This window comes from Brachybacterium sp. SGAir0954 (genome assembly GCF_005490785.1).
GTDB classification, from domain to species: Bacteria; Actinomycetota; Actinomycetes; order Actinomycetales; family Dermabacteraceae; genus Brachybacterium; species Brachybacterium rhamnosum.
On sequence record NZ_CP027295.1, the window covers coordinates 1,479,367 to 1,501,937 of the forward strand.

The 22,571-nt window shown below is 73.8% G+C and carries 23 protein-coding genes, 1 tRNA gene, 1 pseudogene and 1 riboswitch; of the genes and pseudogenes, 16 read left to right on the forward strand and 9 right to left on the reverse strand.

Translation table 11 applies throughout. The features are described 5' to 3' along the window. The first annotated feature begins 225 nt into the window (after positions 1-225). The 6 genes from C1N80_RS06610 (at position 226) to C1N80_RS06630 (ending at position 4,798) form a co-directional block, all read left to right on the forward strand. Positions 226-1,677 carry a hypothetical protein gene (locus tag C1N80_RS06610; RefSeq protein ID WP_137770054.1) on the forward strand — a complete coding sequence of 484 codons (1,452 nt, stop codon included), beginning with the start codon at positions 226-228 and terminating at the stop codon, positions 1,675-1,677. Positions 1,678-1,757: 80 nt separating this feature from the next. Continuing rightward, positions 1,758-2,564 (forward strand): DUF4184 family protein, encoded by an 807-nt coding sequence (locus C1N80_RS06615; RefSeq protein ID WP_137770055.1) that lies wholly within the window; start codon positions 1,758-1,760, stop codon positions 2,562-2,564. A 146-nt stretch (positions 2,565-2,710) separates the two neighbouring features. After that, positions 2,711-2,929, forward strand: coding sequence for a hypothetical protein (locus tag C1N80_RS06620; RefSeq protein ID WP_137770056.1), 219 nt, complete (start codon positions 2,711-2,713; stop codon positions 2,927-2,929). A 67-nt stretch (positions 2,930-2,996) separates the two neighbouring features. After that, a complete protein-coding gene (locus C1N80_RS15775) occupies positions 2,997-3,239 on the forward strand; it encodes a hypothetical protein (protein ID WP_240811254.1) in 243 nt (80 codons plus the stop codon). 57 nt (positions 3,240-3,296) lie between these two features. Next, positions 3,297-3,563 (forward strand): phosphotransferase, encoded by a 267-nt coding sequence (locus tag C1N80_RS15780; protein WP_240811255.1) that lies wholly within the window; start codon positions 3,297-3,299, stop codon positions 3,561-3,563. 182 nt (positions 3,564-3,745) lie between these two features. Beyond that, a complete protein-coding gene (locus tag C1N80_RS06630) occupies positions 3,746-4,798 on the forward strand; it encodes an acyltransferase (RefSeq protein WP_137770057.1) in 1,053 nt (350 codons plus the stop codon). Here the strand turns inward: C1N80_RS06630 and C1N80_RS06635 are convergent. Continuing rightward, on the reverse strand, positions 4,788-5,672 hold the full coding sequence (locus C1N80_RS06635; RefSeq protein ID WP_137770058.1) for a hypothetical protein: 885 nt from the start codon (positions 5,670-5,672) through the stop codon (positions 4,788-4,790). The genes C1N80_RS06630 and C1N80_RS06635 overlap by 11 nt on opposite strands. 131 nt (positions 5,673-5,803) lie before the next feature. Then, entirely contained in the window at positions 5,804-7,810 is a 2,007-nt protein-coding gene (locus C1N80_RS06640; protein WP_137770059.1) for an alpha/beta fold hydrolase, read from the reverse strand. Positions 7,811-7,910: 100 nt separating this feature from the next. On the opposite strand from C1N80_RS06640, the gene C1N80_RS06645 reads away from it, so the two are divergent. From C1N80_RS06645 to C1N80_RS06665, 5 genes are all read left to right on the forward strand, one after another. Further along, entirely contained in the window at positions 7,911-8,393 is a 483-nt protein-coding gene (locus C1N80_RS06645) for a hypothetical protein (RefSeq protein WP_137770060.1), read from the forward strand. Between the two features lie 120 nt (positions 8,394-8,513). Beyond that, positions 8,514-8,606: riboswitch (TPP riboswitch) on the forward strand. Continuing rightward, positions 8,598-9,992: an MFS transporter gene (locus C1N80_RS06650; RefSeq protein ID WP_137770061.1), complete on the forward strand. Its 1,395-nt coding sequence runs from the start codon at positions 8,598-8,600 to the stop codon at positions 9,990-9,992. (Overlaps the previous riboswitch by 9 nt.) A 256-nt stretch (positions 9,993-10,248) precedes the next feature. Beyond that, positions 10,249-10,452 (forward strand): cold-shock protein, encoded by a 204-nt coding sequence (locus C1N80_RS06655; RefSeq protein ID WP_137770062.1) that lies wholly within the window; start codon positions 10,249-10,251, stop codon positions 10,450-10,452. Positions 10,453-10,660: 208 nt separating this feature from the next. After that, a complete protein-coding gene (gene fdhA, locus C1N80_RS06660) occupies positions 10,661-11,875 on the forward strand; it encodes a formaldehyde dehydrogenase, glutathione-independent (protein ID WP_137770063.1) in 1,215 nt (404 codons plus the stop codon). Between the two features lie 79 nt (positions 11,876-11,954). Further along, positions 11,955-13,688, forward strand: coding sequence for a bifunctional 3'-5' exonuclease/DNA polymerase (locus C1N80_RS06665; protein ID WP_137770064.1), 1,734 nt, complete (start codon positions 11,955-11,957; stop codon positions 13,686-13,688). Between the two features lie 37 nt (positions 13,689-13,725). Here C1N80_RS06665 and C1N80_RS06670 read toward each other — a convergent pair whose 3' ends face one another. Beyond that, positions 13,726-14,412, reverse strand: coding sequence for a DNA alkylation repair protein (locus C1N80_RS06670; RefSeq protein WP_137770065.1), 687 nt, complete (start codon positions 14,410-14,412; stop codon positions 13,726-13,728). Between the two features lie 78 nt (positions 14,413-14,490). Between C1N80_RS06670 and C1N80_RS06675 the strand changes: the two genes are divergently transcribed. Both C1N80_RS06675 and C1N80_RS06680 read left to right on the forward strand, forming a co-directional pair. Continuing rightward, positions 14,491-14,787, forward strand: coding sequence for a Dabb family protein (locus C1N80_RS06675; protein WP_137770066.1), 297 nt, complete (start codon positions 14,491-14,493; stop codon positions 14,785-14,787). Between the two features lie 145 nt (positions 14,788-14,932). Then, entirely contained in the window at positions 14,933-16,042 is a 1,110-nt protein-coding gene (locus C1N80_RS06680) for a Gfo/Idh/MocA family protein (protein WP_137770067.1), read from the forward strand. Positions 16,043-16,167: 125 nt separating this feature from the next. On the opposite strand, the gene C1N80_RS15490 is transcribed toward C1N80_RS06680, so the two are convergent. The 4 genes and pseudogenes from C1N80_RS15490 to C1N80_RS06695 all read right to left on the reverse strand — a co-directional run bounded on the left by C1N80_RS15490 (position 16,168) and on the right by C1N80_RS06695 (position 18,604). Then, positions 16,168-16,320, reverse strand: coding sequence for a hypothetical protein (locus C1N80_RS15490; protein WP_168198050.1), 153 nt, complete (start codon positions 16,318-16,320; stop codon positions 16,168-16,170). Positions 16,321-16,471: 151 nt separating this feature from the next. Then, positions 16,472-16,741 carry a hypothetical protein gene (locus C1N80_RS06685; RefSeq protein ID WP_205750684.1) on the reverse strand — a complete coding sequence of 90 codons (270 nt, stop codon included), beginning with the start codon at positions 16,739-16,741 and terminating at the stop codon, positions 16,472-16,474. Between the two features lie 102 nt (positions 16,742-16,843). Then, positions 16,844-17,301, reverse strand: a pseudogene (locus C1N80_RS06690) (aldo/keto reductase). 88 nt (positions 17,302-17,389) lie between these two features. Continuing rightward, positions 17,390-18,604, reverse strand: coding sequence for an MFS transporter (locus C1N80_RS06695; RefSeq protein ID WP_137770068.1), 1,215 nt, complete (start codon positions 18,602-18,604; stop codon positions 17,390-17,392). A gap of 169 nt (positions 18,605-18,773) precedes the next feature. Between C1N80_RS06695 and C1N80_RS06700 the strand changes: the two genes are divergently transcribed. Together C1N80_RS06700 and C1N80_RS06705 are read left to right on the forward strand one after the other, a co-directional pair. Beyond that, the gene (locus tag C1N80_RS06700) at positions 18,774-19,235 is read left to right on the forward strand and encodes a MarR family winged helix-turn-helix transcriptional regulator (RefSeq protein WP_137770069.1); all 462 of its coding nucleotides are present in this window, start codon (positions 18,774-18,776) and stop codon (positions 19,233-19,235) included. A 229-nt stretch (positions 19,236-19,464) separates the two neighbouring features. Continuing rightward, positions 19,465-20,019, forward strand: a complete 555-nt coding sequence (locus C1N80_RS06705; RefSeq protein ID WP_137770070.1) for an alpha/beta hydrolase fold domain-containing protein — start codon at positions 19,465-19,467, stop codon at positions 20,017-20,019. 178 nt (positions 20,020-20,197) lie between these two features. Here the strand turns inward: C1N80_RS06705 and C1N80_RS06710 are convergent, their stop codons facing one another. Both C1N80_RS06710 and C1N80_RS06715 read right to left on the reverse strand, forming a co-directional pair. Next, a complete protein-coding gene (locus C1N80_RS06710) occupies positions 20,198-20,689 on the reverse strand; it encodes a hypothetical protein (RefSeq protein ID WP_137770071.1) in 492 nt (163 codons plus the stop codon). A 218-nt stretch (positions 20,690-20,907) separates the two neighbouring features. Next, a tRNA-Arg gene (locus tag C1N80_RS06715) sits at positions 20,908-20,983 on the reverse strand. 73 nt (positions 20,984-21,056) lie between these two features. Between C1N80_RS06715 and C1N80_RS06720 the strand changes: the two genes are divergently transcribed. Next, a complete protein-coding gene (locus tag C1N80_RS06720; RefSeq protein WP_137770072.1) occupies positions 21,057-22,493 on the forward strand; it encodes a nitrilase-related carbon-nitrogen hydrolase in 1,437 nt (478 codons plus the stop codon). The last annotated feature ends 78 nt before the right edge of the window (positions 22,494-22,571 follow it).

A 22,571-nucleotide genomic window follows, 5' to 3' on the forward strand; every position in this document is an offset into this window, starting at 1 on the left:
GGGATCGTCCCCACCCCCGGATAAACTCCCGCTCGGGGGTACATCACCGCGCCCAGAAGAGTCAGGCACGTGAGAGGGACGCAGATGTCGGAGTGGAATCAGTCCTATGGCGGCAACGGGAGCCCGGCGCAGCCGGGCGGGGTGCAGCCGGGACAGGCGCCCGGGCAGCACGGCGCGCTGGTGCCCAGCGCCTCGGCACCCAGTGCCGCTGTGCCGAGTGCCGCAGTGCCCAGCGCCCCGGAGCCGCAGCCAGCATGGCAGCCGGCGGCCGGCTCGAACCTGTCGACGGCGCAGCTCGGCGCGACCCTGAAGAAGATCGGCATCGGGAACCCGCTGCCCACCTTCATCGCCGGGGCCGTCGCCTACATCATCGCGCTGCTGGCCTCGCTGGTCGTCATCGCCTCCGCCGTCGCCGCCGCGCTCACCGCGGACACCGGCGACGTCACCGGCGGCACCCTCGACCCCACCGGCGGCAGCACCACACCCTCGAGCAGCGACGGCGCGTTCGAGTCGATCGTGGGACTCCTCGGGATCCCCTTCCAGCTGGTCTCCCTCGCCTCCTTCGGCTCCTACGAGATGCACATGGACCTCGGGTTCTTCGGCAGCTTCAGCCTGAGCTGGCGCGGTCTCCCGCTGCTGATCACGATCGCGATGGCCGTCGCCGGCTTCGTGCTGGCGCGCCTCGCGCAGCGCCGCTGGAGCAGCAACGGCGTGCTCGGCGCGGCCCTGTGGTCCGGCATCTCCGGTCTGGGCGTCGCGATCGTCGCCGTGATCATCGTGCGCCTCACCGCGTTCTCCTACGCCGACGAGTCCCTCGGGATGTCGCTGTCGATGCACTCCGCCGGGGCGGACATGTTCTTCGGGACCTGGGCGCTGATCACGGTGCCGCTGTTCCTCGGCCACATGGCAGGGCTGACGAAGCCGCGCTGGTGGCCGCTCGTCGCGGACCTCGCCGCCGGCTTCCGCCTCGCCCTCGTCCACGCGCTCACCTTCGCGATCCCGGTCGGGATCCTCGGCGTGATCGGCGGCGCGATCGGCCTCGCCGTCGACGGTGACGGCGGCTCCGTCCTGCCCCTGCTCCTCTCCCTCCCGATCTGGGGGCCGACGGCCCTCGCCCTCCTGCCCGGGCTCGGGATGCTGGTCGTGCCGGTGCGCGTGAGCACGCAGGGCGACGTCGAGAGCCTCGGGCTGCGCCGCGACGGCGAGTACGTCTGGTTCTTCGACCTGCCCTGGTACGTGTGGGTCCCGATGGTGCTGATCGCCCTCGTCGTGCCGCTCCTGGTCGCCGTGCTGTGGAACCGGGGCCGCGAGATCGAGAAGGGGAACGTCATCGCCCTGGTCGCCTCGTGGGCCGCCCTCCCGCTCGCCTACACCGCGTGGTCGATGGTCCTGCTCGGTCTGGTGTGGACGAGCGCGCAGGCGCACCTGGGGATGATGGGCTCGATCGTGGTGCACATGGGCCTCGCCCTCTGGATGCCCCTGCTCGCCTTCGTCATCGGCGCGGTGATCGAGGCGATCTCCCGGTTCGGCGCACCGTTCGTGGACCGCTTCGTGCCGGGATTCCTCGTGAACTGGTTCCGCCGCTCCGCCCGGGCGCGCCGCACCGAGCAGGGCCTGGCCGACGGGCCGGCCGCACCCGGCCAGGCGCCGCCGGCGCCGTTCTTCCCCGGGGTGTGAGCGCGGGGTGGCCCGCCGCCTTCGAAAGCGCGGGCGGCCGTCGGACGGCTGAGCTCTCGCCGCCGATCTTGCATGCGGCCATGCCGTTCACCCCGAGTCACGCGATCGTCGCGCTGCCGTTCGCGCGCCGCGCCCGGGTGGCCGCGCCGCTCGCCGTCGGTGCGATGGCCCCGGACCTCCCGCTGTTCCTGCGCGGGATCGTCCCGAATGTCTACCCGTTCACCCATGACCCACGCTGGATCCCCGTCACCGCGCTGCTCGCCCTCGGCCTGCTGCTGATCTGGCGCGGCCTGCTGCGGCCCGCCGCCCGCGCGCTCGCACCGCCACGGGTGGGCGAGCGGCTGCCGTCGTGCTGGGACGGGAGCGGCGACGGCGCGATCCGGGAGACCTTCCCCTCGGTGAGAGCATCGGTGGTCCTGCTGCTCCTGCTCGCCGCGGGCGTCGGCAGCCACCTCCTGTGGGACGCGTTCAGCCATGCGCACCGCGCCGGCACGCAGTGGGTGCCGGAGCTCGCGGCGATGTGGGGGCCGCTGCCCGGCTACAAGGTCGTGCAGTACACCTCGGGCATCGGCGGGCTCGTGGTGCTCGCCGTCTGGGGCGCGCTGCGCCTCAGCAGGCAGTCGATCGCACCGGTCCGGCCGGCACCGGGCGTGGTCCGGTGGGGCTGCTGGCTGTCACTCCCGCTGCTCATGGCCGGCGCTCTCGTCCTGGGTGCGGCGCACTCGGGGGTGCCCGACACGGGTGGTGAGGCCTACCGCCTCATGGGGGTCCTGCCCACCGCCTGCGGGCTCTGGGGACTGCTCGTGCTCGCCCTCGCGATCGCCCTGCGAGGGCGCTCCAAGCGCTTTCCCCAGCAGGTTTCCGACGGGTCACAAAAACGCGGGTGACCTGCGAAAACGATTCACAGCGGTGAAAGCGGAAACCTTTACATTCCCGAGACCTGTCGGGGCTTCGGGCGTGCGTACTATCCGTCCATCCGGTGCCGCCGTTTCATCGACCAACGACGGCCACCGGCGGAGGATCCGGAGCGATCATGAACCATCCCGCACTCGAGCTGACCGACGTCGACACCGACGCCCTGACCCTGCACGCCGACTCCGCAGGGATCTGGGTCACCTGCACCAGCGGGGAGACGGAGGTGACCGTCGGCCCGCTCCCCGGGAAGAGGCTCGCCGACTGGATCGCCGCGGTCGCGGCCCCCGCCGCTCTCACCGCGCCGACCGTGCTCGCCGCCCCGCCCGTTCCCGCCTGACCGGGCCCTCCCGGCCGTCGGCCGGAAAGTAGAGGACAGCCCGGAGATCGAGCGACATCCTGGTGGCATGAACGAGATCGAGGTCGTCGTCGCCCACAGCGAGCGGGCGACGCTGTGCGTGGGGGACGTGTTCCTCAAGGTCGACGCGGATCCCGCCCACGCCGCCGTCGAGATCCGCGGGGTGCAGCTCGCCCCCGTGCCGACCCCGCCCGTGCTCTGGCACCGGCCGCCCGTGCTCGCGATCGCGCGCGTCCCGGGCCGTGCGCTCGGCGTGCCGGGCGAACCCTCCCCGGCCACGGCCGGCGCCTAGCACGCTGCCGGGCGGGTGATCCGGCGGCTGCACGAGGCGCCGCTTCCACCCGGCACGATGCGCCTGGCCGCGGAGCTGCAGGCGGAGCTGGACCGCGAATGCAACTGGCTGCTGTTCGTCGATGGTGACGAGGTCACTGGGATCATCGACTGGTCCGAGGCCGCCCCGGGCGATCCGATGATGGACCTCGCCGTGCTCACCCTCGGCCACGAGGAGCGCCTCGAGGATCTGCTCGCCGGCTACGACGGCGACGGCCGGGAGCCCGCGGACCGCACCGCGATCCGGGCCTGGTGGTCGCTGCGCAGTCTGACGGCCGCGCGCTAGCTGCTCGAGCACGGCTTCGACCCGGGCGCGCCGGGCTGCGAGTTCGACGTGCTCCGCGCCCGGATGGACGATCCCGCCCCTTGAGCCGGGTGCCCGGGGCGCGGCCGGGAGGACGTGGCGCGACACACCGTGTCGGCCCGAAGGGGAGCGCTCGCGGCGCACGGACCGTACCGTGGACGACCATGTCCACGCCTGTCACCGATCGCGCCGCCGATCTCGTGCCCGTGCCGCGCGCCCGCCATCACTGGATGGACCTCGTGCGCGGGACGGCGATCCTGCTCGTGGTCCTGCTGCACCTCGAGATCCTCCAGGGGATCTGGGACGGCGACACGCCGCGCGCGCTCGTGGTCATCGCCCAGGCGACGACCCCGTTCCGCATGCCGATGCTGCTGCTCGTCTCCGGGATGCTGCTGCCCCGCTCGCTGAGGAAGCCGCCGGGCCGCTTCCTCGAGGGCAAGGCCCGCAACCTCCTGTGGCCGTGGCTCGTGTGGTCGCTCGTCCTCGGTGCCACCCAGCTGTTCGAGTCCTCCGCCGAGCCGCTGTGGTGGATCAACGGGATGTACACGTGGTTCCTCATGGCGCTGCTGAGCTACTACGTGGTGGGCCTGGTGCTGAAGCGCGTGCCGCCGGGCTGGGTCGCGATCGCGAGCATCGTGGTCTGGACGGCCGCGCCGCTGTTCGGTGTCTCCCCGGACCTGTACGGGCTGCGCCCGGACAAGTTCGTCTACTACGCGGTGTTCTTCTTCGCGGGCGCGGCGCTCGGCCGGACCCTGCTCGCGCGGAAGGTCCCGCTCGCGGTGGCCGTGCCCGGGATCGTCGTCGCGATGATCTGGGCGGTCCTCGCCGTGCGGGCGGACGGCGAGCCGCAGATCCCCGTGCTCGACCAGGTCGTCGTGGTCATCGGGATCCTCGGCGCGATCGGGGTGGCGCAGCGCCTCCCGCGCGTCGCCCCCGTGCGGGCGCTCGAGTGGATGGGCCGCAGCTCGATCGTCATGTACGTCGTGCACCTGCCCGTGCTCGAAATCCTCACCCGCTACCTGCCGCTGCCCGACGGTCTGCCGGGCGCGCTGATCCTCGGCACAGTCACCCTCGCCGCGTGCATCGGCGCGGTGCACCTGCGACCGCGCACCCCGTGGCTGTACGTCTTCCCGGACCTCCGGCGCCGTCGCATCGCGGCCGGCGGGGGAGCGGCACGGGGCACGGCCCTGCACCGCCCCGATCCCATCAGCCCGTGACGATCCGGATCCCGACCAGCAGCCCCGGGTCGTTCTCCGCGAAGGGGCCCGGCGCGACGGTGAGCGGGTAGCTCTCCCCGCTCTCCGTCGCCGCCTCGCAGGTGACCGGCTCGAGCGCCTGGAACTGCTCCGAGCTCATGCCGTCCTCGCAGGTCACCTCGCTGAAATCGGCGTCCGTGAGCGGGACGTAGGCATTCTCCGAGGTGAGCACCTCGAGGGTGTCCTGGGCGAGCTGCTCGGCGCTGAGGTCCGAGGCGCCGAACATGGAGCCGAAGCCGAGTCCGGTGAGCACGTCCCGCTCGTCGAGGATCGACTCGAGGCCGTCGGGGGCGCTCTCCCCGCGCACGAAGAGCAGCGCCGTGGTGCTCCCGTCCGGGAACGCGCCGTCGGCGGGCACCATGACGGGGTAGGCGGTCCAGGGGACCGTGTCCACGGTGCCCTCGGAGCTCGCGGGCCCGTTGCAGGTGGCGGCGTTCCCCGGCTCCATGTCGAGGTCGTCCTCGCAGGTGGCGTCGCCCCCGAGGGTCGCTCCGAGGGTGGCGCCGAGTTCCTCCGCGGAGACGACCGCTGCCCCGTCGGCGTGGCCGGAGGAGTCCTCCGGCACGTCGAGCTCGAGCACGATCGAGGCGCGGTCGCCGCCGGATGCGGCGGCCCCGTCCCCGCCGTCGCTCGCGACCGGCGTACCGCCCCCGTCGGATGCGTCCATCCCCGTGCTCTCCTGGGCGTCCGTGGTGGTCGCCGCGATGCTCGTGGTGGCCTCGCCGTCCGTCCCCTCGGCGGTCGCGCTGCCCGAGCTGCAGGCCGCGAGGCCCAGCAGGGCCGTGCTCGCGGCGAGGGCCAGGACGGCCCGCGGGATGCGTGTGGTGGTGCCCATGCTTCTCTTCCCCCTTGCGCGGCAGGGGAGGGGCGTAGCGAGCGCCCGCGGCTCCCCCGGCCGCGGTGCCCCACGGTTCCAGAGGGTCAAGAAAAGGTCAAGCATTCGTCAAGTCGCGTCGCCGGGGGCGGTCACCAGGGCAGCGCCTCGGGGATCGGCTCGCCTCCCCGCACGTGCTGGTCGAGGAAGGCGAGCACCGTCTCGTTCCAGGTGAGCGCGTTGGACGGCGTGAGCACCCAGTGGTTCTCGCTCGTGAGCTGCAGGAAGCGGTGCGGCATGTCCTCCGGGGCGCCGTCCCAGTGCGAGACCAGGTCCCACCACAGCCGCAGCGCCTCGCTGATCGGCACCCGGAAGTCGCGGCTGCCATGCGTGACGAGCATCGGCGTGGTGATCGCGGCGGCCGCCGCGTGCGGGGAGCAGGCGCGGTACCACTCGGGATCCGCGTCCTCGTGTCCGTGCACCCGCATCTTCGAGGCGGCCGCGTCGGTGGTGCGGTGCTGCTGCGGCAGTGCCCACAGCCCCGCATGGCTCACGATCGCGTCGAAGCGGTCCGTGTGCCCGGCGATCCAGTTCGCCATGAACCCGCCGAAGCTCGCGCCGAGCATCGCCGTGCGCGTCCCGTCGAGCTCGGGCCGCTCGAGCACGAGGTCCAGCAGCGCCTCGCAGTCGGCGAGGACGACGTCGGGCCGGCGCGGCCAGCCGCGGTTCAGCCCCGCGTCCCCGTACCCGGTGGACATCGCCGGATCCGGCATCAGCACCGCGTAGCCGCGGGCGGTGAACAGCCACGGGCACCAGCGCCAGCTCCACGCGTTGTAGGAGGAGTGCGGGCCGCCGTGCACCCACAGCAGCGTGGGCGCGGGATCCTCGGCGCTCGCCCCCACGGGCGTGCACAGCCAGCCGGGCACCTCGACACCGCCCACGGTGGTGGTCACCTTCTCGAGGGTGCCGGGCAGGGGGCCGACGGCGCCCGGCGCGGGCAGCTCCGCGACGCCCTCCGCGGTGATCCGCACCGGGCGGGCCGGCGTCGCCACATCGCTGCGCAGGGCGAGCACGGAGCCGTCCTCCGCGGGGGAGAGGGAGGAGAACACGCCGCCGTCGGCGAGCGTGGAGACGGCGCCGGTCGAGGGGTCGACCGCGAGCACCGCGCCGGAGGAGTGCAGGTCCCCGCTCACGAGCAGCGTGCCGCCGTCGGCCTGCCACACCACCTGGCCGGCGGTGAGGTCGCCGAGGTCGACCGCGACCACGCCGTCGCCCTCGAGGTCGTGGATCTCCAGGCGCCCGTAGCTCGTGTCCGTCGGGGTGGAGACGGTCGAGCGGGTGACGGCGAGGAGCCGGCCGTCCGGGGACAGCACGGGGGAGTCGTAGCCGTGCTCGTCCGTCGCCTCGAGCAGCGGCGTGCGCTCGCGGGTCGCCGCGTCGATGCGGACCAGGCCGGTGCGGGTCTCCCCGCGGGCGATCCGCTCGGTCCACTCGGTGACGACGGTGCGCCCGTCACGGGAGAGCGCGGCGGAGGACGTGTGCAGCGGCAGCGTGCCGGCGTCCGGCGTGAGGTCCCGCAGCTCGCCCTGCGCGGTGACGATCAGGAGGTGGCGGGAGGAGTCGCCGCGCTCGTGGTCCCACTGCCGGATCGGCATGCCCGTGTGCCAGATCGTCGTGCGCTTCGCGTCCTTCCGCGCCGCGCGGGCCTCGGCGTCCTCCTCGAGGCTCACCCCGGGCAGCACGCTCGTCGCGGCGAGGATCGTGCCGTCGCCGGCCACGTCGAGCAGCTCGAGCCCGCCCGGCGCATGCGCGAGCACCTGCGCCTCGCCGGCGAGCGGCAGCCGCCAGATCGCCGTCGTCCCCTCGGGCGCCTCGCCCGTGGGATCGGGTCGGGAGGAGGTGAACAGCAGCGAGCCGTCCGGCGCGAAGCACGGCGAGGACTCGCCCTTCTCCGAGACCGTCAGCCGCCGGGCGGGTCCCTCCGCCGTGAGCTCCCAGAGGGCGGGGACCAGACGGGAGAGGTGCTCGTCGGCCTCCTGCACCACAGCGGCCGCCCGGCCGCCCGGGCCCGCGGCGATCGCGGAGACCCGCGGCACACGCAGGAACGCCTCCACGTCACGGAGGTCGAGGGACGGGGAGGCGGGAGCGTCAGCGGTCATCCCTGCACGCTATCGAGCCAGGCCACGGCAGGTGCGCGATCACGGTTGCGATGCGGTCACGGGCCTCCTCGACGGTGCCCGGCGGGTGCACGATGTGCCCATGGTCCGCCGACGCACTCTGCTCGTCGCGCTCGCCGGAGCGGCCGCCCTCAGCGGCTGCGACGGCCCGGCGACGCGCCCGGAGGACGAGACCACCGCCGCGAGCTGCATCGACTGGATCGAACTGGAGACGCCCGCGGACGCGGCGGCGGAGTCCGACGCCGTCGTGCGCGGCACAGCCGACGGTCCGCCCGCGACGGGACGCTACGAGCTGTACGACGTGCCGCTGTGGACCGTTCAGGTCGCCGAGTGGGTCTCCGGAGCCCCGGCGGACGGCGAGGGGTCGAGCATCGAGGTGCTCTCGTTGCCGTACAGCTGCGGGGAGAGCCGCGACGCCCTCACGGGCATCGAGGACGCCGGCGAGGTCTACCTGTTCCTCCGCGCCCGCGGAGACCGGTGGGGGACGGTCACCGGCTACTGCGGGATGGTGCCCGCCGCCGAGGACGGCTCGATGCCGGGGAGCTGGCCGGACGAGATCGGCTGAGGGCGGCGCGCCGGCAGGAGCGGATCGGCCGACGGCGGTCGGCGCGCCCGGGCCTCGGCGCGAAGACGGCGGTGTCCCGTGGACACGTCGGCCCGGCGCGACCCGCACCCGGGATACTCGATCGCGGACACGGGGTGCGCCGCCGGCGCTGAGATCACACCCGTGGAACCTGATGCAGCTCGTACTGACGAAGGGATGTCCGCCATGCGCTCGCGCCTGCCCGCGACCGATGCACCCACCATCGACGACGTCGACCACCCCGACCCCGCCGCCCCCGCCGGCCCGCCGGACCGTCTGCCGCCCTCGGGGCGTGCCGCGCTCCGCGCCGGCGTGGTCGGGAACTTCATCGACAACGTCCACGTGTTCCTGCCGCTCACCGCGCTCACCCCGGCGCTGGCCACGGTCGCGGGGCCCGGGGTCGCGGCGGCGACCGGCGCGATCGTCGTCATCGCGATGATGCTCGGCCGGCCCGTCGGCGGGGTCGTCTTCGGCCGGATCTCCGACCGCCTGGGCCGCACCCGCACCACGCAGGTCGCGATCGCCGGCACCGCCGGCTGCGCGCTGCTGATCGCCGCGATGCCCACCCACGAGCTGCTGGGCGCCGGGACGATCGCGCTGATCCTCGGCCTGCGCTTCCTGGGCGGCATCTTCGTCGCCGGGGAGTACTCCGCCGCGATCCCGCTCGCCATGGAGTGGTCGCCGCCGCGCCGCCGCGGCCTCATGAGCGGGCTGATCCTCTCGATGGCGCCGTGGGCGCAGGGGGCGATCGCCTTCGCGACCGCCACGCTGCTGCTCGTGCTCGGGCCGGAGGAGTACGCCGTCTGGGGCTGGCGGCTGCTGTTCGTCGTCGGGGCGCTGCTCTCGCTGGGGATGCTGCTGTACTACCGCTCGCACGTCGTCGACGCGCCGATCGCCCGCCGCGCCCCGACGGACGGGGACGCGGCGCCGGTGCGGGGCGGCGTCCGGCAGGTGCTCGCGGGCCGCTGGTCCGGCGCCTTCCGGCAGGCCTTCGTCATGATGACGGGGCTCTGGCTGCTCACGAACACGACCGTCCTGCTGCTCACCGCGCGGCTCGGGGAGGGCGGTGCCCTCGCCGCCACCGAGGTCGCGCTCGCCATGGGCATCGCCTCCGTCACCCAGGCGCTCGCGATGGCGCTCGCCGGGCACCTCTCGACGGTGATCGGCAGGCGCCGACTGCTCACGATCTGGGGGATCGCCGCCCTGCTCCTCGGGCCGCCCCTGTGGTGGGCGGCCGTCGGCTCCGGGAGCCTCGCCCGGGCGGCGCTCTGCGCGGCGCTGCTGCAGGTGGTGACCGTCGCCGCCTACGGCCCGGTATCCGCGTACCTCTCCGAGCGGTTCCCCACGGCCGTGCGCTCCACGGGCTACGGCTCCGCCTACAGCCTCTCCCTCGTGCTGCCGGCCCTGTACCCCTTCTACCTGCCGCTGCTCGCCGGGGTCACCGGCCCCCGCGGCTCGGTGCTGCTGCTCATGGTGCTCGGGGCGGCGCTGCTGATCCTCGGCGCCCGGCTCGGCCCGCGCCTCGCCCCCGCGGACCTCGACGGGGACCTCGACGCGGTCGCGCTCGCCGGGGAGCGGTGAGAGATGGATGTCCGTCGTCGGCGGCCTCCGATCGGTCGCTTCCGAGCGGTCGGCACCGAGCGATCGGTCTCCTTCGGTGAACAATCGGGGAATCGTGCTCGCATCCGGGGCGAAAGTCTGCGAACCTAGTGCTCGGCACGTCGTCCGCGGCGTGCCGCCGGACCCTGATCGGGGTCCACGTCGTCGGCGGAGCGTCTTCCGGCGGCAGGCATCATTGGCCGAGACTCGGCCGACGACATCGAAGGATTACAGGAACATGGCTACTGGCACCGTGAAGTGGTTCAACGCCGACAAGGGCTTCGGCTTCATCGCCCCCGACGACGGCTCGGACGACGTCTTCGCCCACTTCAGCAACATCACCGGCACCGGCTACCGCAACCTCGAGGAGAACCAGAAGGTCTCCTTCGAGGTCGAGCGCACTGATCGCGGCCTCACCGCCGTGAACATCCAGGGCGCCTGAGCCCCGGAGCCCCACAGCTCTCGGAGCGCCCGTCGGAACGATCCGGCGGGCGCTCCGTCATGTCCGGAGGGAAAACTTCCGGGCCTTGTCTTTCCCTGATCGCCGGGGCAGGCTGGCCGGCGAGGGTCCCGTGCTCGCGGGTCCCGCGGCACCGGACGCCCGGTGCGCTCGCGGTGCCGCTCGTCAGTGGTTCCACGGAAGGACGATGATGTCTGAGAACAGAGCTGTCGCCTACAAGGGAGCAGGCCACGTCGAGGTGGTCGACACCCCCTACCCCGAGTTCGAGCTGAAGGACGGTCCGGGGGTGAACCCGGCCAACGTCGGCCGGAAGGTGCCCCACGGCGCGATCCTGCGCACCGTCGCGACCAACATCTGCGGCTCCGACCAGCACATGGTGCGCGGCCGCACCACCGCCCCGGAGGGGCTCATCCTGGGCCACGAGATCACCGGCGAGGTGGTCGAGGTCGGCCCGGACGTCGAGTTCATCAAGAAGGGCGACATCGTCTCGGTCCCCTTCAACATCGCCTGCGGCCGCTGCCGCAACTGCAAGGAGGGCAAGACCGGGATCTGCCTGAACGTGAACCCGGACCGTCCCGGCAGCGCCTACGGCTACGTCGACATGGGCGGCTGGGTGGGAGGCCAGGCCGAGTACGTCCTCGCCCCGTACGCGGACTGGAACCTGCTGAAGTTCCCCGACAGGGACCAGGCCCTCGAGAAGATCCTCGATCTCACGATGCTCTCGGACATCTTCCCGACCGGGTTCCACGGCGCCTACAGCGCCGGCGTGAAGCCGGGCTCGACGGTGTACATCGCGGGCGCCGGTCCGGTGGGCCTCGCCGCCGCCGTCGGCGCGCAGCTGCTCGGCGCCGGCGTCGTGATCGTCGGCGACCTCAACGCGGACCGACTCGAGCAGGCCCGCTCCTTCGGCTGCGAGACAGTCGACGTCTCCAAGGGGGACCCGCGCGACCAGATCGAGCAGATCCTCGGCGTCCCGGAGGTCGAGTGCGGCGTGGACGCCGTGGGCTTCGAGGCCCGCGGTCACGGTTCCGACGCCGGCCACGAGGCGCCGGCGACGGTGCTGAACTCGCTCATGGACCTCACGGAGGCGGGCGGCGCGCTCGGCATCCCCGGGCTCTATGTCACCGGCGACCCCGGCGGCGTGGACGCCGCCGCGCAGGAGGGGTCGCTCTCGATCCGTCTGGGCCTCGGGTGGGCGAAGTCGCTGTCGTTCACGACCGGGCAGTGCCCGGTCATGAAGTACCACCGCCGGCTGATGCAGGCGATCCTCCATGACAAGGTGCAGATCGCGAAGGCCGTGAAGGCCACCCCGATCCCGCTGGACGAGGCGCCGCAGGCCTACGCGGACTTCGATCAGGGCGCGGCGAGGAAGTACGTGCTGAACCCCAACGGCTACATCAAGTAGTCGGCCCCACCGCCGGGCGGTCGGGCCGTGAGCGGTCCGCCCGTCCGGCGGCGTCGGGGACCCGCAGTACCCTCGGCACATGACCGCCGCCCCTCGCCCCACCACGTGCGTCCTGGGACGCCTGGGCGGCGGCCGGGTGGTGCTGTGCGAGATCGGCGGGGACGGCGAGCACGGCCCGCGGCAGGAGTTCGACGAGGAGCGGCTGGCGGAGGTCGTCGCCGGGCACGAGGCCGCGGGGACCCCGCGCTGGGTGTGGAGCGACACGGCCACCTGGTACCCGGGGCTGCTCGCCGCCGGGGTGCGCGTGGAGCGATGCCACGACCTGCGCCTGGTCCACACGATCCTCCAGCACGCCGCCGCGGTCACCGACGGCGCCGCGCTGCGCGCCGCCACCGCCTGGGAGACCGGCCCCGTCGTCCCCGCGGAGGGCCGGCCCCCGGCCGCGACCCTGTTCGACGTCGCCCCCGCGGCGGGCTCCGCCGTGCCCCACGACCTCGAGCAGACGCTCGCCGAGCACGCCCGGCAGCAGGCGGCGATCGCCTCCGCCGCGGATCCCTCACCGCTGCGCCTGCTCGCCGCGGCGGAGTCCGCCGGCGGGCTCGTCGCGGCGGAGCTGCAGGCGGCGGGCATGCCCTGGGACGTGGTCGAGCACGACCGGATCCTCGCCGAGCAGCTGGGCCCCCGGCCCGGGCACGGCCAGCCGCCGGCCCGCATGGTCGAGGTGGGCGCTCAGGTGCGGACCGCGCTGGGTGATCCGATGCTGTCCCTGGACTCGCCGCCGCGGGTGCTGAAGGCGCTGCGCCGCGCGGGGATCGACGTCTCCTCGACCTCGCAGTGGGAGCTCGCCGAGCACGACCACCCGGTGATCGAGCCGTTGCTGCGCTACAAGAAGCTCTCGCGGCTGCTCACGGCGAACGGGTGGGCGTGGATCGACGAATGGGTGCACGAGGGCCGCTACCGGCCCGTCTATCTGCCGGGCGGCGTCGTCACCGGGCGCTGGGCGTCCAACGGCGGCGGTGCGCTGCAGATCCCGCGGCAGCTGCGGCCCGCGCTGCGCGCCGATCCCGGCTGGATGCTCGTGGGAGCGGACGTCTCCCAGCTGGAGCCGCGGGTGCTCGCCGCGATGGCGGGAGACCGGGCGATGGCCGACGCCGGCCGCGGCAAGGACCTCTACTCCGGCATCGTCGAGGCCGGGGTCGTCGCGACCCGGGCGGAGGCGAAGGTCGCCGTGCTCGGGGCGCTCTACGGGTCGACGACGGGGGACGCGGGGCGCCTCGTCCCGCGGCTGCGGCGCACCTTCCCCCGCGCGATGGCGCTCGTGGACGAGGCGGCGGCGACGGGGGAGCGGGGCGGGACCGTGCACACCTGGCTCGGGCGCACCTCTCCGCCGCCGGGCCCGGAGTGGGCGGCGGTGCAGACCCGCGGCGGGGTGGTCGACGCGACGACCGCCGACGAGGAGCGGGCCCGCCGTGCCGGCCGTGACCGGGGCCGCTTCACCCGCAACTTCGTGGTCCAGGGGACCGCCGCGGAGTGGGCCCTCGCGTGGCTCGCGGACCTCCGCCTGCGGCTGTCGCGGATCGCCCCTGTTCCCGAGGAGCATGCGGCGACCGCCTCGGGGCCGGCGCTCGGGAACCGTCCCCACCTGGCGTTCTTCCTGCACGACGAGGTGATCGTGCACGCCCCGCGCGAGCATGCGGAGGAGGCCGCGCAGGCGGTCCGCGACGCCGCGGACGCCGCGGGAAGGCTGCTGTTCCCCGGCAGCCCCGTCGACTTCCCGCTGGACCTGACGATCACGGAGCGCTCCGCGAAGTGACTCGGGCGGAGTCGGTGGCCGACGTGGCCGACGGGCCTCAGGCCTCCTCGCGCCGCGCCACCATCTCCGTGATCCAGATCGGGGCGAAGGGCGAGATGCAGCCGACGGCCGTCGGGTAGTCCCGCAGCACGCCGAGCCGCTCACCGATCGTGAGGGCGCGCTCGCGCAGCTCCGGATGCTCGATGCCGATCGTCGCGAGGGTCTGGTTCATCGCCCACTGCAGGCGCTCCGGCGCTGTCGCCATCCGCGCCTCGACGTCGTCGAGGAGGGCGGGCAGGTCGAGCACCTCGGGGCGCTTCGCGACGGCCTCGGAGGTGAGCGCCCAGCCGGCGCTCTGCACGACCGGGTCCGGGTCCTCCATCCAGCGCCCCCGCAGCTCCTCGGTGTGCTTGGACTTGCGGACCATGTAGTTGACCAGCCAGTCCTGCACCTTCGGGGTGCCCGCCTCGCGGAGCATCGCATCGAGCTCCTCCGGCGAGAGCAGGCGCGGCTTCGCGATGAGCAGGGCGAGCAGCCGGGCGTCCACCTGACCGGTGGCCCACAGCGCGAGGGCGAGCTCGTGGTCCGAGCGCAGGCGCTTCGCGACGGCGCGCAGGGCGGAGAGGTTCACCGCGTGCTCGTCGCCGTGGCGCCGGTTGACCTCGAGGATCCGCGGGTCCGCGAGGCCGTCGAGCTCCTCGAGCAGGGCGGGGACGGTCCGGGCGGGGTCGTCGGTCGCGGTCATGTCGTGCTCCTCCGGGGCGGACCGCCCACGATATGGCTCGTGCCAAGCGTGGGGACGGCAGGCGGCTACGGTGCCTCCATGATCCGCCATACCGTCTCCTTCACGCTCGTCCACGCCGAGGGCTCCGCCGAGGAGCGCGACTTCCTCACCGCCGGGCCCGCCCTGCTCTCCGCGATCCCCGGCGTGCAGGACTTCACCGTCTCCCGCCAGGTGAGCACCAAGAGCCCCTTCCGCTTCCAGTTCGCCATGACCTTCGCGGACCAGGCCGCCTATGACGTCTACGACGCCCACCCCGACCACCGCGGCTTCGTCGCCTCCCGCTGGGCCACCGAGGTCGCGGACTTCGCCGAGCAGGACTTCGTCCCCGTCGCCTGAGCCGGAGCCCCGTCGGTCGGCCCGTCGACGGTGCACCGCGAGCGCCGTCGCCGGGGCGGCGGTCCCGGGCACCGACCCGCCACGGCGCGGGGGCCCCGCAGCCACTAGGGTTGCCGGGCGCCTCCACCGACGAAGGGACCTCCCGATGACCACCGCCACCCCCGCCACCCCCGCCACCTCCGCCCCGCGACGACTCCGCGCCGGCGTGATCGGCCTGGGCTGGGCCGGCCAGCAGCACGTCGCCGCCTACGCCGCCGATCCCACCGTGGATCTCGTCGCGCTCTCCGCGATGGAGGACCATCTGCTCACCCGCTTCGGCGACGAGCACGGCGTCGAGCTGCGCTACCCGGACTGGCAGGAGATGCTCGAGAAGGCCGATCTCGACATCGTCTCCGTCGCCACGCCCACCTTCCTCCACGCGCCCATGGCGATCGCCGCCCTCGAGGCCGGTGTGCACGTCCTCACAGAGAAGCCGATGGCGCAGTCCGCCGAGGCCGCCCGCTCGATGGTCGAGGCCTCCCGCCGTACCGGGCGCATCCTCGAGGTGTCCTTCAACCATCGCCGCCGCGGCGACGTCGCCGCCCTCGCCCAGGTCATCGAGTCCGGCGTGCTGGGCGAGATCCACTACGCGAAGACAGGCTGGGTGCGCCGCGCGGGCATCCCGGGCCTGGGGACCTGGTTCACGCAGGCCGAGAAGTCCGGCGGCGGCGCCCTCGCGGACATCGGTGTGCACATGCTCGACATGACCCTGCACCTGCTGGGCGAGCCCGCCGTGCGCACGGCCTCCGCGAGCACCTACGCGGACTTCGGCCCGCGCGGGCGCGGCGGCTCCGGCTTCGGCATCTCCGACGTGGCCGACGGCGTCCCCTTCGAGGTCGAGGACCTCGCGACGGCCTTCCTGCGACTCGAGGACGGGGCGACCGTGCTGCTCGAGGCGAGCTGGGCGCAGATGATCCCCTCGGACCGCTGCTCGGTGACGCTGTACGGCACTGAGGGCGGCGCGGAGCTCGTCTTCGGTACGCCGGAGGGGGACCACCTCACCGTCTGGACCGAGGTCGCGGGGCTCCCCGCGGAGGTCAAGCCGGCCATCGGCCCCGACGGCCGCCATGCCGCCGCGGTCGCGGACTTCATCGAGGTGGTGCGCAACGGCGATCCCGCCGAGCACACCGGGGAGATCGCGCTGCGCCGCGCCGAGGTCCTCGAGGCCTGCTACCGCTCCGCCGCCGCGGGCGCCGAGGTGGGCATCGGCGCCTGAGCCCGGTCCCTGCCGCGCGCAGGGATGCAGGGAGAAGCCGCGAGCGGTGGACCGCCCAGGGGGAAGGGCCGCCCACCGCTCGCGGTGGTGCGGAGACGGGGTGGAGCATGCTCCGCCCCGTGCCGTCAGGCGGAGCGCCTGTCCTGGAGCTCCTCGGAGACGGAGCGGCGGGAGCTGCCGGCAGTGCGTGCGATCAGGTCGGCGTCGCTGTCGACCGTCTCCTCCGCCAGGTAGTCGAAGTGCTCGGCTGCGGTGTCATGCGTATCGGTGATCTTCATCGAGTCCTCCTCGGGAAGCAGGGGGCTGTTCATCGCCGGTTCACCCGGTGTGATCCACAGCATGGCACCGGAACCTCGGAGATTCGGGCACGACACCTGGAATGTGCATGACAGACCGTTCGGGAGGAACGATCCGCGCTCCCGCCCCCGCTCAGTCGTCGCTGCGAGGATCCCGCCGGCGGGCGGCCTCGCGCTCGGCCGCGTCGATGATCGCGTCCTCGCTCTCCTCGGCGCTCGGACCGCGCCGGCCGCGCAGGCCCAGGGCGATCCCGATCGCGAGGCCCAGGCCCACGCCCACCGCGCCGCCGGCCCAGATGTTGCCGAGCACCTCGATCCCCACGCCGATCCCGAGCATCGTGCCGATGAGGATGCCGAAGGGCAGCCAGGTGGCGTCGAAGGGGCGGCGCGGTCGGTCGGTCACGGGTCTCCTCAGGGCGAACGGTCCCGGACAGCGTAACGGGGGACGCCCGGCCCACCACCGCGCGGGTGATGGGCCGGGCGTCCCCGTCGGCCGTCGAGGGGATCAGCCGTTGAACTCGGCCGGGTGGGGGCCGGTGCGGCCGTCGCGCTCCAGGGCGTCGATCGCCGTGAGCTCCTCCGGCGAGAGGTCGAAGCCGAACACGTCGAGGTTCTGGGCGATCCGGGCCGGGGTCACGGACTTCGGGATGACCACGCGACCCTGCTGGAGGTGCCAGCGCAGCACCACCTGGCCGGCGGTAAGCGCGGGTCCTCGAGGTCGGCGACCCACAGCTTGGTGGTGACGAAGAGCTCCTCGCGGGGGAGGCCCGCGGCGGCGATCGCCCGGCCCACGCCGCGCTCGTTGCCGTACACGGCGGCCGTGTCGATGCTGCGGTAGCCGGCCTCGAGCGCGTGGCCCACGGCGGCGGTGGTCTCGTCGTCCGGGACCTGGAAGACGCCGAAGCCGAGCTGCGGGATGGAGCTGCCGTCGCGGAGGGGGACGGTGGGGACGGAGGTGGTCATGAGGGGTCCTTCCGGGTGGTGGTGCCGGCCGGGGTCGGCCGACGGGAGGTGGGTGAGGTGAGGGGAGCGGGTGGGGGGGCCGCTGGGGTCACCGGGTCGCGAGGGCGGGCTCGGCGGCGGGGGTGACCTCCGCGGCGCCCCGTCGGCGCAGCTCGCCGCCGGGGGCGAGATCCGCGACGAGCAGGATCGCGAGGCCCGCGAGGGTGATCGCCGCGCCGGCCCACAGCGGGGAGGTGTAGCCGAGGCCCGCGGTGATGGTCACGCCGCCCACCCAGGCGCCGAAGGCGTTGCCGAGGTTGAACGCGGCGATGTTCGCGCCGGAGCCGAGCGTGGGCGCCGCGGTCGCGTGGCGCATGATCCGCGTCTGCAGGGCCGGGACGGTCGCGAAGCCGAGGGCGCCCATGAGCACGAGCGCGACGATGGTCGCGGGCTTGCTCTGCGCGGTGAGCGCGAAGATCACGAGCACCGCGGTCAGGGCGGAGAGCGCGACGACGAGGGTGAGGCTCACGTGCTTGTCCGCGGCGCGGCCGCCGAGGATGTTGCCGATGAAGAGCCCGCCGCCGAAGAGCACGAGCAGCCACGGCACCGAGGAGGAGGCGAAGCCGGAGACCTCGGTGAGGGTGAAGGCGATGTAGGTGAAGGCGCCGAACATGCCGCCGTAGCCGAGCACGGTCACGAGCATGGAGGCCCACACCTGGCCGGAGCGGAAGATCGTGAACTCGCGCAGGATGCTCCCGCCGTTCCTCTGCGGGGCGGCGACGCCGCGCGGCACGAGGACCGCGATGCCGATCAGGGCGAGGATCCCGATGAGGGTGATGGCCCAGAAGGTGGAGCGCCAGCCGGCGGCCTGGCCCAGCAGGGTGCCCAGCGGCACGCCGAGCACGTTGGCGATGGTGAGACCCGCGAACATGAGCGCGATCGCGCCGGACTGCTTCTGCGGGGCGACCAGGGAGGCCGCGACGACGGAGCCGATGCCGAAGAACGCGCCGTGGGTGAGGGCGGCGATGATGCGGCCGGCGAGCATGGTCGCGTAGTCGGGCGAGAGCGCGGAGAGCAGGTTGCCGGCGATGAAGAAGACCATCAGGGCCAGGAGGGCGCGCTTGCGGTCCACGCGGGAGAGCGCGACGGTCATGAGGATCCCGCCCACCGCGACGGCGAGGGCGTAGCCGGAGATGAGGCCGCCGGCGGTGGCCTCGGAGACGCCGAGGCTCGTGGAGACCTCGGGCAGGAGGCCGGCGATGACGAACTCGGTGAGTCCGATGCCGAACCCGCCTGCGGCGAGGGCGAGGAGTGCGAGGGGCATGAGGGGTGATCCTCCTGGTGTGCGGCGCGGGATAACCTGCGCCAGACGATGAAGCGCGTCTGCAGTAGTTGCAGACGCAAAGGAATCTGACGGACGGGATCGTTGCACACGCGCGCTATCGGCGCAAGGAGGGTATGCTGGGTGCGTTCGTACGAGTAAGGGAGGCCACATGGGCATCGCGGACGACGCCGTGGAGATCCGGGCACGGGGATGGCGCACGCTCGCCGCGCTCCACGGGCTCATCGAGGGCGAGCTCGAGCAGGCGCTGCAGAAGGAGCACCAGCTCTCCGTCGTCGAGTTCACCGTGCTCGACGCGCTGAGCAGGCAGGACGGCTGGCACATGCGCATGCGCCAGCTCGCGCGCGCCGCCGCGCTCTCCAGCAGCGCCACCACGCGCCTGGTCACCCGCCTCGAGGACCGCGGCCTGCTCGTGCGCATCCTCTGCACCGACGACCGCCGCGGCATCTACACCGAGCTCACCCCGCCCGGCCGCGCACTTCTCGAGGCCGCGCACCCCACCCATGACCGGGTGCTCGAGAGCGCCCTCGCCGAGGCCGCCGAGATCCCTGAGCTCTCCGGCCTCGCCCGTGCGCTGCACGAGCAGGTGCCGGAGCCGGCCCCGGCCGGCTAGGTGGGCGGTGACCGGAGGGAGCCCGGTGGGTCCGGCGCTCCGCGGCTGAGCCTCGCGGCCCGCCTCATGCCGGCCGCCATGCGCGTGCGCCGCGCGGACCGCCACCACCGCACCCGCGAGGACGTGCGGCGCCGCCTCGCGCAGCTGACCCTCCGGCCCGAGCGGACCGACCGCCGCCCCGGCCCACTCGCGGCTCGCCCAGCAGCTCGCCGTCGAGGCGCGGGTCGAGGTGCTGCTGCCCGTCTACCCGCTGGTCCAGCACGGCGGCACCGCGGAGACGGTCGTCCCCGTCGTCGCCCGCCTCGCCGAGGAGGCGGCGCGCCCGCTCGTGCTGCACGGCGATACCGCGGGCGGCACCATCACGCTCTCCGCGGCGCTCCTGCTGCGGGACAGGGGGAGGGCGGCGGATCTCACCGTCCTCATCGCCCCCGCCCTTGACCTGTGGATGCAGGACCCGGAGATCGACGCCGTGCAGCCCCACGACCCCTGGCTCGTGAGGGCCGGGCAGCTCGATCTCACCGAGCGCTGGATCGGCGAGCACGGCGAGGATCCGGTGCTGAACCCGTTCCTCGGCGACCTCCGAGGACTGGGCCCGCTGCTGCTCTTCAGCGGCACGCGGGACCTGCTGAACACCGACACGCGGCTGTTCGTGCGCCGCGCACGGCGCGAGGGGGGCCGATCGAGCACCACGAGGCGCCGGGCCAGATCCACGTCCATCCGCTGCTGCCGACCCCGGAGGGCCGTGAGGCGCGGGCGAGGATCGTCCGCGCGGTGCGGGAGGTGACAGGCCGGGAGTGAGGTAGGCCCTGCCGGCTCTCAGCTGACCGGACGAGGCTGTCCGACGACGACGACGGCCACGCCGCGAGCGCGCAGCAGCTCCGACGTCCCTCGATGACCCGTCCTCGAGACGGTCGCGGACCGGGATGTCTTGCGGGGGCGACGCCGCAACGGAACGCCGCCACTCATCTCATCGACGTGCGCACCGCTCGGGCGATCACCGCCCCCGCCAGTGCGAAGAGCGAGACCGCGCTGACGCTGTGCAGGATCGTCGCCCATGGAGCGTGATCTGCGCCGCCGACCATGAAGGTGTCGGCCAGGGTCATCCCGGCCGGGAAGGACGCCACCAGGTAGGCGAGTGAGCCGAGCGAGAGCAGGCCGAGCATGATCATCGCGACGGTTCCGGCACTCACTCGCCCGCGCACGCCGAGGATTGCCACGATCACCGCGGTGACAGGTCCGATGAGGAGGGTGACCGTCATCAGTCCCCAGCCCATGGTGTCCTCGGAATCCCTCCCGTCGATGACGTCGTGGATCTCCTCCAGCGTGAGGTCGGGCATCGTGGCGAGCGGGTTGAGCACCTGGATCTGCAGTGCTGCGAAGGCCGCATAGGCCAGCACGGCTGCCGCTCCGACCGGGCCGACGAGGCGGGCGGGGAGCGAGGCGGAGGAGGTCATGCGGCGAGTATGCCGCCGCCGATCATCCAGTTCGTGGGGGTTCTGTGTCGAAAGCGGGGAGGTCCGCGATGGGTGTGGTGATGTCGCGCGTGCTCGTCATCGTCGACGGCTTCGCTCGCGGTCTGCTCGGTGGACCCTGACTCCTGGGCGTCACCCTCGCCGCGCCGCCGACGGCGTCATCCGGTGGGCCCCGTCGGGGAGGAGCAGTACGGCCGTGATGGTGCCCCCGGGCAGATTCGAACTGCCGACACCCGCTTTAGGAGAGCGGTGCTCTATCCCCTGAGCTACGGAGGCGTGGGCGCCGGCCCCGAAGTCGGGGCGTGACGCGGACCTCGGTCATCGTAGCGGGCCGTGGCAGGATCGCCGCATGCCGCACGCACACCGGGACCACCCTCACACCCCTGCGCCGAGCACCGCCGCGATCGTGGTCGCGGGCGGCGCCGCGCGTCGGCTCGCCGGCCGCGACAAGACCCGCCTGCCCGTCGGTGGCGTGCCCACCCTCGAGCGGGTGCTGCGCAGCGCGCCGGTGCAGCGACGGATCGTCGTCGGCCCCGAGGGGGAGGACGGCGCCGGCATCGCCGAGCGCCACGGAGCACGGTTCGTGCGGGAGGAGCCCGAGCTCGCCGGCCCCGCCGCAGCCCTCGCGCGCGGCGTCGCGGAGCTCGGGGATCTCGGCGACACGGCGCGGGTGCTCGTGCTCGGCGGGGACATGCCGCTGCTGCGCACGGAGACGCTCCACGCCCTGCTGGATCGGGCGGCGCTGGGCCGGGTCGCGGCGCTCGCCCGGGAGGACGGCACCGCCCAGTTCCTCACCGCCGCCTGGCCGCTCGCCCTGCTGCGCCAGGCGCTCGCCGCCGTCGAGCGGCCCGGCACCGGCTGGCAGGACCTCGCCCTGCGCGCGGTGTACGCCCAGCTCGCGCCCGAGCAGCTCGAGCTGGTCCCCGCGACGGGCGCCGAGGCCGCGGACCTCGACACCCCGGAGGACGTCGCCGCCGCGGAGCGCGCCGCCGGGCCCCGCATCGCCCTCGCCCAGATCGAGGTCTCCGAGGACGTCGACGCGAACCTCGAGACCGTGCGCCGTGCCGCCGAGCGCGCCGCGGGGGAGGGGGCGCGGGTGCTCGTGCTGCCCGAGGCGACGCTCACCCCCTTCGGCACGGACCTCCGCGCGGCCGCCGAGGCCCACCACGAGCGCTTCGCCGCCCTCCTCGAGGCGCTCGGCGAGCAGCACGGGCTGACGATCATCGCCGGCTCCTTCTCCCCGGCGGACGGCACCCGTGTGCACAACACCCTCCTGGTGCGCGGGGGCGGCGTCAGCGCGGAGTACCGCAAGATCCACCTCTACGACGCCTACGGGTCGCGGGAGTCGGAGACCGTCGCGCCGGGGGAGGAGCTCGTCGTGATCGAGGTCGACGGCGTGCGCATCGGCCTCGCGACCTGCTACGACGTGCGCTTCCCGGCGCAGTTCCAGGCGCTCGCCAGACGCGGCGCCCAGGCGGTCGTGCTGCCGCTCGCCTGGGGGGACGGGCCAGGGAAGAGCGATCAGCTGCAGGTCCTGCTGCGCGCCCGCGCTCTCGACGCGACCTGCGTGCTGCTCGCCGCGGACCAGGCCCCGCCGGCGGCGTGCGCGGGCCGGGCTCCGCGCGGGATCGGCGAGAGCGCCGTCATCGGTCCGCTCGGGCAGGTCCGCTCGCGCCTGGGCCGTGAGGAGGGCATGCTCCTCGCCGAGATCGACCTCGAGGAGATCGCGCAGGCGCGTCGAGCGCTCCCCGTGCTCGAGCACGGCGCGGGCGACTCCGCCCTGTGAGGCCGCGCGGGCCCCGCTGTGAGGCCCGCGACACCCCGCCGAGGTCCTGGACCCCGGGTGGGTAGAGGCCGGACGTAG